This window comes from Streptomyces diastatochromogenes, assembly GCF_002242805.1.
GTDB classification, from domain to species: domain Bacteria; phylum Actinomycetota; class Actinomycetes; order Streptomycetales; family Streptomycetaceae; genus Streptomyces; species Streptomyces diastatochromogenes.
Map to the genome: position 1 here is coordinate 493,908 of NZ_MCGQ01000013.1, position 11,319 is coordinate 505,226.

Below are 11,319 nucleotides of genomic sequence, written 5' to 3' on the forward strand. Positions count from 1 at the left end.
CGTCATGCGCGCGTGTCCCGCGTGCGGGGCGTCCAACGACCCCACGGACGACTTCTGCGGCAACTGCGGCGCGTACCTGGGCTGGTCCGACTCCACACCGGCCCCGAGCACGCCCTCGCCCGCGGCGCCGGAGCCGTCGGCCCCGTCCTCGGAACCCCCGTCAGCACCGGCACCCGCCCCCACCCCGGCGCCCGCCGCACGTCCGGCGGACGAGCCCGCGCCCGGCCGCACCTCGTCGCTGCGCGGCCGGCTGACCGGCCGCGGCCGCGGCGAGGCGCGGGGATCGAGCGCCCCGGCTGCCGAGGGCTCACGCTCCGGCGCCGACCCCGGCCGGACCGAGCCCACCCCTCCGCCCCGGGTTGCGGCAGACGGACCCGCCGCAACCCGCGGACCCGCCGCTGCCGCGACGGACGAACCAGCCGCAGCCCGAGGACTCGCCGCTGCCGCGCTGGACGAACCGGTGGCCGCCGACGGCGAGGACGCCCCACAGGGGCCACCCGCACCCGACGACGAAAGCGGCACGGGTGGTGCGGGTGGGAACAACCCGGCCGAAGGCGAAGCCGAGGCCGCAGCGGACCCCATCGGCCCCGTACGCCCCGCGAAGGCGGTGGCCCCCCGCCCCGTCGTACGCCCCGTGGCGGCGCCGGACGAAGGGGCGGGGCGGCCCTGCCCCGCCTGCGGGACCCTCAACCAGCCGGGACGCCGGTTCTGCCGACGCTGCGCGGCCGAGCTGACGCCCGCCGAGAAGCCCGCACCGCTGCCGTGGTGGCGCACGGTATGGCCGTTTAGTCGCCGGACGCGGGCTGGCTCGGGCCGGGCGTTCCGGTTCTTCGTGATCCTGGCCGTGGTGCTGGCTCTGTGCGCGGGCGGCTTCCTGCTGCTGCCGGCCGGACGCGCCCTGTTCGAGGACACCAGGGACAAACTGGGCAAGGCCAGGCCCGTGACCCCGGCCGACGTCAAGGCGAGCGCGGAGGTACGAGGGCATCCGGCGAAGGACACCACGGACGGGCTGAACAACCGCTACTGGGGCGCGCCCGGGCCGGGCGCCTCGGTGACCTACGCCTTCCGCAAGCCGTTCCGGCTGGTCGACGTGATCATCACCAACGGCGCGTCCACGTCTCCGGAGGAGTACGCACGCCAGGCACGCGCACTCCAGATGGACATGGAGGTGACGACCCAGGACGGCGAGAAGCACCACAAGGAGCTGACCCTCAGCGACAAACCGGGTCCCCAGACGATCTCCACCGGGATCAGCGACGCGAAGACGGTACGCCTGGTGCTCCGCTCGCCCGTCGGCCTGACCCCGGGCCGTCACCTGGCGGTGGCGGAGGTGGAGTTCTTCCAGCGGAGCTGACGTCGGTGCCACCCCGACAACTACCACTCGCGCGCCGCCCGCTGCAGCGCCTCCCGTACCCGCACCACGTCCGGGTTGGCCTCCGCCCCCGGCCGCTGTACCAGGAACAGGGTGTTGAGCGGCGGCTCCTCCGGTTCGTGGAGGAGTGCCAGGCGGCCGGTGTCCAGGTGGTCCTGGCACAGGGAGCGGGGCAGCACGCTGTAGCCGGCGCCCGCGGTGACCGCCGACAGGACGGCGTACAGGTTGGGGACGGTGAGCGCCGCGCGCGCGGTGAGCTGTTTGCCGAAGACCGTGCGCCAGTAGCGGCGGGCGATGGGCAGGTCCTCGGCGTAGGTGACCAGGGGGACCTCGCGCAGTGCCGTGCAGGGGTCGCCGTCGGGGAGGTGGCCGGCCCAGACCGGTGAGGCCACGAGTACGTACTCCTCGTCGGCCAGGGGTGCGGAGGGGAGTGCGCGGCCCCGGGGGCGGCGGGTGGCGACGACCAGGTCGTGCCGGCCCGCCCGCATCTCCTCCAGCAGGGGCTCGGTCAGCCCCTGTACGACCCGCACCTGCACGCCTCGCGCGATCAGTGGCGCGAGTGCCGGCAGTACGCGTACGCACAGCAACTCGGAGGGGCCCGCCAGGTGGACGGGCGCGGTGTGGCCGGTCAGCGGGCCCGCGCCGCCCTCCAGTGCGGCGAGCGCGTCGAGCGGGCCCGCGACCTCGCCGGCCAGCTCGTGCGCGAACGGCGTGGGTTCGACCCCGCGCGGCAGCCGCGTGAACAGCTCCCGGCCGGTCTGCTGCTCCAGCGTGCGGATCTGGGCGGTCACGGTCGGCTGGGAGAGGCCCAGCAGAGGTGCCGCCGCGGTGAAGGAGCCGGAGCGATGGACGGCCAGGAAGGTGCGCAGCAGGTTCAGGTCCGCGTGGGAGGGGAGCTGCTTGCCGTTCGCCTGGGTCTCCATGTCGACCAGAGTAGCTCCGTCTCCTATCGGTGTGCCGATCGCAGATATCGGCCTTCCTATTGGTTTCCCGATGGCACAGGGTCGTAGCGTCGATGCCATGAAGAGCATGCAGAGCGCCATCAACTGGCCCGAGCGCTACCTCCCCGGCACCGGCGACAACTTCGTCTCGAACGAGGTCATCGTCCAGGGCGTCACCGTCGCCCAGGTCTGGCACCACCTGACCGACACCTCCACCTGGGAGTCGTATTACGACAACGTCGCCGACATCTCCTTCCCGCACGGTGACGGACCCGAGCTGAAGGACGGCCTCGTCTTCCGCTTCGGGACCTTCGGCTTCCCGCCCCTGGACGCGCACGTCGTCGAGTTCCAGGAGCCCGCCGAGGGGGTTCCGGGCCGCGTGTCCTGGACGGCGAAGCAGGACGGCACGCCCGCGGAGCGGCTCGACGTCCTGCACGCCTGGCTGGTGGAGGATCTTCCCGGCGGCCGGGTGCGCATCCTGACTCAGGAGACCCAGATCGGCGAGTCCGCCGCCCAGCTGGCCCGGCAGATCCCGAACCCCATGCTCAACGGCCACCAGGCCTGGCTCGACGGACTGGTCCGTGCCGCCTCCGGCCGGGCACGCTGACCCCACAGCGACCGACCGCACTTCTGGATCAGGAAGGTGAAGCGATGACAGACATGCTCACCGTGAGCGTCCTCGGCACCGGCATCATGGGCGCCGCCATGGCCCGCAACCTCGCCCGCGCCGGACACGAGGTCCGGGCCTGGAACCGTACCCGGGAGAAGGCCGAGCCGCTGGCCGCGGACGGGATCCGGGTCACGGACACGCCCACCGAGGCCGTGGAGGGCGCCGATGTCGTGCTGACCATGCTGTACGACGGCAACGCCGTCCTGGAGGTCATGCGCGAGTCCGCCCCGGCGCTGCGTACCGGCGCGGTGTGGGCGCAGTGCACCACCGCCGGGATCGAGCTGGTCGCCGACCTGGCCGCCTTCGCGCGCGAGCACGGGCTGGTGTTCTACGACGCCCCCGTCCTCGGCACCCGCCAGCCCGCCGAGGCCGGTCAGCTGACCGTGCTGGCCGCCGGGCCCGAGGAGGGCCGGGAGACGGTCACGCCCGTGTTCGACGCGGTCGGTGCCAAGACGGTGTGGACCGGTGCGGACGGGGCGGCGGGCAGCGCCAGCCGGCTGAAGCTGGTCGCCAACAGCTGGGTGCTCGCGGCCACCGCGGCGGCCGGTGAGGTGCTGGCCCTCTCCCAGGCCCTCGGTGTCGACCCGCAGGACTTCTTCGACCTGATCCAGGGCGGACCGCTCGACATGGGGTACCTGCGGGCCAAGTCCGCTCTGGTGCTCGACGGGAAGCTGACTCCGGCGTCGTTCGCCGTGGCCACCGCCGCGAAGGACGCCCGGCTCATCGTCGAGGCGGGCGAGCGTAACGGGGTCCGGCTCGACGTCGCCGCCGCGACGGCCGAGCGGCTCGCCAGGGCCGCCGCGCAGGGGCACGCCGACGAGGACATGGTCGCCGCCTACTTCGCCAGCTTCGACGAGAAGCCGGCCGGCTGAGACGGCTCAAGGACGGTGACCCGGCCTCCACATGACGTTCCGCGCGCGCGGGAGCACCCTGGAATCAGTGGTACTCCGGAGGTGGTCGAGATGATGCACACCACTGTGGGTTGGCATGTGGAGATGGAATTCCAGGAGGACGACACGCACACGCGTGCCGTCGCCCTGGTGCGCTTGCCCGACGGCACCGAGGTCCGGGCGCACGGGCACGCGAGCCGGCACCGGGTCGACGCGAACCAGCCCAGGGTCGGCGAGGAGATAGCGGGCGCCCGCGCGCTCAACGAACTGGCCATGCAGTTGCTGACCAAGGCCCATGGGGAGATCGACGCGGAGTCAGGGCGGACCTCGCATCCGATCAACGTGTGACGCCGAGGGGGCGTACGGCGCCGCACACGCCCCCTGCTTACTGTGCGAGCGCCGTGCGTACCGCCCGTACCAGCGCCTGCGCCCGCGGGTCCGCCGTCACGCTCTTCCTGAAGCCGTTGGTGACATAGCCGAACGCGATGCCCGTCTCCGGGTCGGCGAACGCGAGGGCGCCGCCCCGGCCCGGGTGGCCGAAGGAACCGGGGGAGAGCAGCGGGGACGCGCTGCCGTGCAGCATGTAGCCGAGGCCGAACCGGGTGCCCACCACGAGGATCCGGTCCGGTCCGGCGGACTGCTCGGCGCGGGCCAGTTCGATGGTCCGGGGGGTGAACAGCCGTGTGCCGCCGTCCACTTCACCGATGAGCGAGGCGTAGAAGCGGGCCAGGCCGTCGGCGGTGGCGATGCCGTTGGAGGCGGGCAGGGCGGCCGCGCGGTAGGAGGGCGCGTTCTCGTCCGGGAGCGGGCTGATCGCGGCGAAGGCGCGCCGGGTGAGGGAGTCGGGGTCGGCGTAGGCCTCGGACACGGACCGCTTCGGGCGGGTCTTCAGCGCGCCGGCCGTCCGGGGTGCCTCGACGGGGCCGACACGGCCCACGCGCGCTTGCTCCGCCGCGGGCAGGCCGAGCCACAGGTCGGCGCCGACCGGCGCCGCCATCTCCTCCGCCACCCATGCGCCGACCGGCTGCCCGGTGATCCGCCGGACCAGCTCGCCAGTGAGCCAGCTGTAGGTCTGCGCGTGGTAGCCGTGGTCCGTGCCCGCCTCCCACACCGGCGCCTGCGCGGCGACGGCCGCCGCGCCGAGGTCGGGATCGGCGGCCTCTTCGGGGGTCAGCGGGCGGTCCAGGACGGGCACGCCGGCGCGGTGCGCGAGCAGGTGCCGGACGAGCGTGCGCTCCTTGCCGGCCGCCTTGTACTCGGGCCAGTACGTGCCGACCGGGGCGTCCAGGTCCAGTTCGCCGCGCTGGTGCAGCAGCAGGAGCGCGGCCGCGGCGACACCCTTGGTCGCGGAGCGCACGACCTGCGCGGTGCTCGGCTCCCAGGGGGCCGCGCCGTCCACGTCCTTGGTGCCGGCCCACAGGTCGACGACCCGGTGCCCGTCGCGGTACACGGCGACGGCCGCGCCGCGCTCCCCGAGCAGCGCGAAGTTCGCTGCGAACGCCTCCCTGACCGGCTCGAAGCCCTCGGCCACCGTGCCGTTCACATCCACATCCACGCCGGGTCCCTCCACTCGCTTGCGACCACGAGTGAAACACGGGCGTGTGGCCTTGGATTCCTCGGCGGGTGGTGATATCCGCTACGGCTCAGCCCAGCAGAATCGTCACGTCGATGTTCCCGCGCGTCGCGTTCGAGTACGGGCACACCTCGTGCGCCGCGTCCACCAGCTTCGCCGCGACCTCCGGGTCCAGGACCGGCAGGGAGACGCTGAGGGCGACCGCGAGGCCGTAGCCGCGGTGCTTGTTGGGGCCGATGCCGACCTTCGCAGCCACCGTGGAGCCGGTCAGGTCGTAGCCCGAGCGGTTGCCGACGAGGATCAGCGCGTTGTGGAAGCAGGAGCTGTAGCCGGCCGCGAACAGCTGCTCCGGGTTGGTGCCGTTGCCGTCTCCGCCCAGCTCCGGCGGCATCGCGACGTTCAGCTGGATCTGGCCGTCCTGGCTGGTGACGTAGCCGTCCCGGCCACCGTGGGCGGTGGCCTCGGCGACGTACATGATCTTCGTCGGACGGGTGTCGACAGCGGTGTCTGCGGTGACGTCGGTCAAGGTTGGCCTCCCCCAGGGCAAGTGGCGCACAAGTACATCGTGCACAAGGTACTGGCCGGTACGTCAGTCTGCGCCAGCAGGGGGTGGCAACCGCGGGTAACGCGAGATCAGCGCCGGTCGGCCGCCGCGTCGGCGCGCTCGGTGAGCTTCCACAGCTCCTCGCGCAACCGCGCGATCTCCTGAGTGCCGAGCCCTGCGGTCGTGAGCAGTGCGCCGGGCACCCGCTCCGCGCGCTCTCTGAGCTGCTCCCCGCGCCCGGTGCAGGCGACGAGCACCGAGCGCTCGTCGTCCGCCGCGCGCTCCCTGCGCACCAGCCCCGCCCCCTCCAGCCGCTTCAGCAGCGGCGAGACGGTGCCGTAGTCCAGGCGCAGGGCGCCCGCCAGCTCCTTCACGCTGGTCTCGCCGCGCTCCCAGAGGACCAGCAGCACGAGGTACTGCGGGTAGGTGAGCCCCAGGTCGTCGAGGAGCGGACGGTACGCGGCGGTCACGGCGCGCTGGGCGGCGTACAGCGCGAAGCACAGCTGGTCGTCCAGGCGCAGCGACCCCGCGGCCCCGTTGTCGTCTCGGTCGTCTTGACGCGTCACGCGCCCATTGTCACGGACTTCGGGTCGAAGCCGAACGGCAGCTCCAGACGGTGCGCCCGCATCAGGGCGTCGTCGGAGAGCAGCTCGCCGGTCGGGCCGTCCGCCGCGATCACGCCGTCGCTGAGGATCAGCGAGCGCGGGCACAGCTCCAGGGCGTACGGCAGGTCGTGCGTGACCATGAGGACCGTCACGTCCAGCGAGCGCAGGATGTCGGCGAGTTCACGCCGGGAGGCCGGGTCGAGGTTGGAGGACGGCTCGTCCAGGACCAGGATCTCCGGCTCCATCGCGAGCACGGTCGCGACGGCGACCCGGCGGCGCTGGCCGAAGGACAGGTGGTGTGGCGGCCGGTCGGCGAAGTCCTGCATGCCGACCCGCTCCAGGGCCGTGCGCACCCGCTCCTCCAGCGCGGCCCCCTTGATGCCGGCGGCGGCCGGCCCGAACGCCACGTCCTCCCGCACGGTCGGCATGAACAGCTGGTCGTCGGGGTCCTGGAAGACGATGCCGACCTTCTGCCGGATCGCGGCCATGTGCCGCTTGCCGACCGGCAGCCCGGCCACGGTCACCGTCCCGGTGCCGCCGCCCAGGATGCCGTTCAGGTGCAGGACGAGGGTGGTCTTGCCGGCGCCGTTCGGGCCGAGCAGCGCGACCCGCTCGCCGCGCCCGATCGAGAAATCCACACCGAACAGGGCCTGATGGCCGTCGGGGTACGCGAAGGCCAGTCCGGCCACTTCCAGCGAAGGTGTCACAGGATCCATCCCAGCAGACAGACGACGAGGGCGGCCGAGGGGAGCGCGAGGGCGTACGACCACTGCGCGCGGGACGCGGTCACCTCGTCGATGACCGGCATCGCGCTGGGGGCACCGCCCACACGTTTAGTAGTGGGGGAGTACCCTCGGCTCACCATGGCGAGGTGCACGCGCTCCCCGCGCTCGTAGGAGCGGATGAACAGCGCGCCGGCGGACTTGGCGAGCACCCCCCAGTGCCGTACGCCCCGCGCCTCGAAGCCGCGCGACTCGCGGGCGATCCGCATCCGGCGCATCTCGTCGGTGATGACGTCGCCGTAGCGGATCATGAACGAGGCGATCTGCACGAGCAGCGGCGGCAGCTTCAACCGCTGCAGCCCGAGCAGCAGTTCACGCAGCTCGGTGGTGGCGGCCAGCAGCACGGAGGCGGCGACGCCGAGAGTGCCCTTGGCGAGCACGTTCCAGGCGCCCCACAGGCCGTTCACGCTCAGCGAGAGCCCGAGGACGTCGACCCGCTCGCCCTCGGCCACGAACGGCATGAGGACCGCGAACGCCACGAACGGCACCTCGATCAGCAGCCGCTTGAGCAGGAAACCGGCGGGCACGCGCGCGCGGTACGCGACGAACGCGAGCAGGACGGCGTACACCGCGAACGCCCACATCGCCTCGCGCGGGGTGGACACCACGACCACCACGAACGCGAAGACGGCCGCCAGCTTGGTGTGCGGCGGCAGGGCGTGCACGGGGGAGTGCCCGTGCCGGTAGAGACGGTGGGCGTGTCCCGCTCCCATGTCACAGGCCCGTGTTCACGGGCGAGACGTCCGCGCTGCGGCGCCTGCGCACCGCCCAGAACACCGCGCTGCCCGCGACGACCGTGACGCCGACGCCGATCACGCCCGCGAGGCCGCCGGACAGCCGGGCGTCGGAGACGTCCCTGACGCCGTAGTCGGCGAGCGGGGAGTCGGCCGCCGCGTGCTTCTCGGCCTTCCTGTCGATGCCCTTGTCGTGCGCGACCTTCTCCAGGCCGTCGGGGTTGGCCGAGGCGTAGAAGCTCACGAACCCGGCGAGCACCAGCGAGGTGACCAGGCCGGTGATCCACAGCGTGCGGCGGGAGGTGCGCGCCGCCACGGGCGCCGTGGGAGCCGGAGCGTCCACCAGGTCGCCGTTCACGCGCAGCTGCAGGCGCTGCTGGAGGCCGCGCGCGCCGTGCACCAGGTCCGGGCGTACGGCGATGACGGCGCTCACCGTGAGCGCGGTGATCACGGCCTCGCCGATGCCGATCAGCACATGGACGCCGATCATCGCGGTCGCCACCTTGCCGATGGAGACGTCCGTGGTTCCGCCGATCGCGTACATGAGCGTGAAGGCGACGGCGGCGGCCGGCACGGAGAGCAGCGCGGCGACGAAGGAGGCGACGGTGACCGAGCGCCGCTTGCGGGGCAGGACGGCGAGCAGCCCGCGGAAGACGGCGTACGACACCACGGTGGTGACGATCGCCATGTCGGTGATGTTCACGCCGAGCGCGGTCAGCCCGCCGTCCGCGAACAGCACGCCCTGCATGAGCAGGACGACCGACACACACAGCACGCCTGTGTACGGGCCGACCAGGATCGCGGCGAGCGCACCACCTAGAAGGTGGCCGCTGGTGCCGGCCGCCACCGGGAAGTTCAGCATCTGCACGGCGAAGATGAACGCCGCCACCAGACCGGCCAGCGGGGCCGTCCGCTCGTCGAGTTCGCGGCGGGCGCCGCGCAGGCTCACGGCGAGGGCGCCGGCGGCGACGACTCCGGTGACCGCGGAGGTGGGGGCGTTGATGAATCCGTCAGGTACGTGCACCGTACGATTTTAGACGCTTGTTGCGAACCTTTTGCAAGAGAGATGGAGTCTCACTGTCGACGAGGCGCAAACCGGAAAATATGCGACATTGGATGGAAGCGGATGCACAGCTTTCGCATAGGTGACTGAGCGTGAGAGGGCGATCCGATGTCTGTAGTCGAGCAGTACGCGCGCGCCCACATCGTCACGGATGAGGAGGACCCGGGGGCCGTACCCGTAATGCTGCGGTACGACCCCGACACCGATCCACGGTCGGTCCGCGTCGACCTGCCCGGACCGCACCACGAGTGGACCTTCTCGCGCGCCCTGCTCGAACGGGGGCTGCGGGCGCCGGCCGAGAGCGGCGACGTCCGGGTGTGGCCGTGCGGGCGCGTCCAGGCCGTGGTGGAGTTCCACTCCGCGCACGGCGTGGAGGTGGTGCAGTTCGAGTCGAAGGCGCTGCTCCGGTTCCTGCGCCGGACGTACACCGCCGAGCCCGTCGGCAGCTGACGTCTCCGGGACCGCTCAGCCGCCCATCTTCAGCAGCGCGGCGACGATCGGCCCGGCCGTGTCGCCGCCGTGCCCGCCCGCCTGGACCACGCCCGCCGCGGCGAGGTCGCCGCGGTAGGCGGTGAGCCAGCCGTTCGGCTTCTTCTGGCCGTCGACCTCGGCGGAGCCCGTCTTGGCGCCGTAGTCCGGGCCGAGGCCCGCCATCGCCTTGGCCGCCGTGCCGTACGCCGCCGTGTACCGCATGACGTCCTTCAGCTGGGACTGCGTCTTCGACGACATGGTGCGCGAGGCCTTCGCCAGGGTGCGGTGGTCGACCGTGGGGGCCACCAGGTACGGCTGGCGGAAGACGCCCGACTCCACGGTCGCCGCCACCGACGCCATGTTCAGCGGGTTCATCCGCACCCCGCCCTGCCCGATCAGCGAGGCGCCCATCTGCGCGCCGCTCTGCACCGGGACCGAGCCGTCGAAGGACGGGACGCCGATGGCCCAGTTGTTCAGGCCGAGGCCGTAGACCTGCTGGGCCTCCTGGGTCAGGTCGCTGTTGGACAGCTTCGGCGCGAAATTGATGAAGGCGTTGTTGCAGGAGGCCCCGAAGCTCAGCTTGAACGTGCCCTTCTTGATCTCGGAGTCGGCGTCGTTGTGGAACGTCCAGCCGGCGAGCTTGTACGTCTTGGGGCAGGGGTGCGACGCGTCGGGGGTGACGAGTCCCTTCTCGAACAGCATCGTCGACGTCACGATCTTCATCGTGGAGCCGGGCGCCAGGGAGCCCTGGAAGGCGGTGTTGAACCCGTGCCCGCTGTTGGCGACCGCGAGGATCTCACCGGTGGAGGGCCGCATGACCACCACCGAGGCCCGCGCCCGCTGGTCGACCTGCTTCTCGGCGGCCGCCTGGAGCGTCGGGCTCAGCGTCGTCTTCACCGTGCCCGGCGTGCCCTTGCTCAGCTCCACGAGCGTCTTGTCGGACAGCTTGGCCGCCTCCGACGCCTTGCCGCGCACCACCCGCAGCTCCACGCCGGCCTTGCCGCCCGCCGTCTTGCCGAACTTCTCCCGCAGCCCGTCCAGGACCGTGCCCAGCGACGGGTACGTGGCGGTCGTCAGCTCCCCGCCGTCGCGGTCCAGCGCCTTGATCGGCGGGGTGCCGGACTCGCCGGTGACGAGCGTGTCGCCGTCCTTCAGGTCCGGGTGGACCACGGAGGCGTGCCAGCCGACCAGCGGCTTGCCGTCGCTCTTGCGCCGGACGACGGTGAGCGAACTGTCGTACGCGAGCGGCTTGCTGAGGCTCTGGTACGCCACCGTCGCCTTGACGGAGAAGGGCACCTTGGCGCCGGTGGCGGTGCCGGTCCTGAGGGTGACGCCCTTGAGGTGGGCGTCCTTGGTGTAGCCGGTGAGCAGTGCGGTGGCGGCGGACGGGTCGTCGGTGGCGGCCGCCGCCTCGGTGGTCCGGCCCTGCTGCCAGGCGGTGAGGAAGCGGGTGGAGGCCGTGCGGACCTCGGCGGCGGTGAGCGGGCCGGTCTTCACGGCCTTGTGGTCGGCCGCGGACGTCCGCTCGTCGGCCGCCGCGCCGCCGTCGTACAGCGCGTAGACGCCGAACCCGGCGCCGACGACGACCACGGCGATCATCCCGCCGAGTACGGCGGGTCTGGTCTTCCGTCGCTCGGCGACGCGCCTTCTCTTGCCCACAGCCTCAGTTCCTCC

At 72.4% G+C, this 11,319-nt stretch carries 13 protein-coding genes; 5 read left to right on the forward strand and 8 right to left on the reverse strand.

Features of this window, described 5'->3' with window-relative positions; all coding sequences use genetic code 11:
- Positions 1-4: 4 nt before the first annotated feature.
- Positions 5-1,354: a zinc ribbon domain-containing protein gene (locus tag BEK98_RS50015; protein ID WP_244201878.1), complete on the forward strand. Its 1,350-nt coding sequence runs from the start codon at positions 5-7 to the stop codon at positions 1,352-1,354.
- Between the two features lie 20 nt (positions 1,355-1,374).
- Here the strand turns inward: BEK98_RS50015 and BEK98_RS17085 are convergent, their stop codons facing one another.
- A complete protein-coding gene (locus BEK98_RS17085; RefSeq protein WP_094217369.1) occupies positions 1,375-2,295 on the reverse strand; it encodes a LysR family transcriptional regulator in 921 nt (306 codons plus the stop codon).
- 97 nt (positions 2,296-2,392) lie between these two features.
- Here BEK98_RS17085 and BEK98_RS17090 point away from each other — a divergent pair, with 97 nt between their 5' ends.
- The 3 genes from BEK98_RS17090 (at position 2,393) to BEK98_RS17100 (ending at position 4,221) form a co-directional block, all read left to right on the forward strand.
- A complete protein-coding gene (locus BEK98_RS17090) occupies positions 2,393-2,920 on the forward strand; it encodes an SRPBCC family protein (protein ID WP_094217370.1) in 528 nt (175 codons plus the stop codon).
- Positions 2,921-2,964: 44 nt separating this feature from the next.
- Positions 2,965-3,855: an NAD(P)-dependent oxidoreductase gene (locus BEK98_RS17095; protein ID WP_094217371.1), complete on the forward strand. Its 891-nt coding sequence runs from the start codon at positions 2,965-2,967 to the stop codon at positions 3,853-3,855.
- 90 nt (positions 3,856-3,945) lie between these two features.
- The gene (locus BEK98_RS17100) at positions 3,946-4,221 is read left to right on the forward strand and encodes a DUF1876 domain-containing protein (protein WP_094217441.1); all 276 of its coding nucleotides are present in this window, start codon (positions 3,946-3,948) and stop codon (positions 4,219-4,221) included.
- A 37-nt stretch (positions 4,222-4,258) separates the two neighbouring features.
- Here the strand turns inward: BEK98_RS17100 and BEK98_RS17105 are convergent, their stop codons facing one another.
- The 6 genes from BEK98_RS17105 to BEK98_RS17130 form a co-directional block, all read right to left on the reverse strand.
- Complete coding sequence (locus tag BEK98_RS17105; protein WP_094217442.1) at positions 4,259-5,422, reverse strand: serine hydrolase domain-containing protein; 1,164 nt, start codon at positions 5,420-5,422, stop codon at positions 4,259-4,261.
- Positions 5,423-5,516: 94 nt separating this feature from the next.
- Positions 5,517-5,921, reverse strand: a complete 405-nt coding sequence (locus BEK98_RS17110; RefSeq protein ID WP_094217443.1) for an organic hydroperoxide resistance protein — start codon at positions 5,919-5,921, stop codon at positions 5,517-5,519.
- Positions 5,922-6,079: 158 nt separating this feature from the next.
- Positions 6,080-6,556 carry a MarR family winged helix-turn-helix transcriptional regulator gene (locus tag BEK98_RS17115; RefSeq protein ID WP_094217372.1) on the reverse strand — a complete coding sequence of 159 codons (477 nt, stop codon included), beginning with the start codon at positions 6,554-6,556 and terminating at the stop codon, positions 6,080-6,082.
- The gene (locus BEK98_RS17120; protein WP_094217373.1) at positions 6,553-7,311 is read right to left on the reverse strand and encodes an energy-coupling factor ABC transporter ATP-binding protein; all 759 of its coding nucleotides are present in this window, start codon (positions 7,309-7,311) and stop codon (positions 6,553-6,555) included. Before BEK98_RS17120 ends, BEK98_RS17115 begins: the two co-directional genes overlap by 4 nt.
- Complete coding sequence (gene cbiQ, locus BEK98_RS17125) at positions 7,299-8,090, reverse strand: cobalt ECF transporter T component CbiQ (protein WP_094217374.1); 792 nt, start codon at positions 8,088-8,090, stop codon at positions 7,299-7,301. Before cbiQ ends, BEK98_RS17120 begins: the two co-directional genes overlap by 13 nt.
- Before the next feature lies 1 nt (position 8,091).
- A complete protein-coding gene (locus tag BEK98_RS17130; RefSeq protein ID WP_094217375.1) occupies positions 8,092-9,135 on the reverse strand; it encodes an energy-coupling factor ABC transporter permease in 1,044 nt (347 codons plus the stop codon).
- A 147-nt stretch (positions 9,136-9,282) separates the two neighbouring features.
- Between BEK98_RS17130 and BEK98_RS17135 the strand changes: the two genes are divergently transcribed.
- Positions 9,283-9,624: an SsgA family sporulation/cell division regulator gene (locus BEK98_RS17135; RefSeq protein ID WP_094217376.1), complete on the forward strand. Its 342-nt coding sequence runs from the start codon at positions 9,283-9,285 to the stop codon at positions 9,622-9,624.
- Between the two features lie 15 nt (positions 9,625-9,639).
- Here BEK98_RS17135 and BEK98_RS17140 read toward each other — a convergent pair whose 3' ends face one another.
- The gene (locus BEK98_RS17140; RefSeq protein ID WP_094217377.1) at positions 9,640-11,304 is read right to left on the reverse strand and encodes a penicillin-binding transpeptidase domain-containing protein; all 1,665 of its coding nucleotides are present in this window, start codon (positions 11,302-11,304) and stop codon (positions 9,640-9,642) included.
- Positions 11,305-11,319 lie beyond the last annotated feature (15 nt).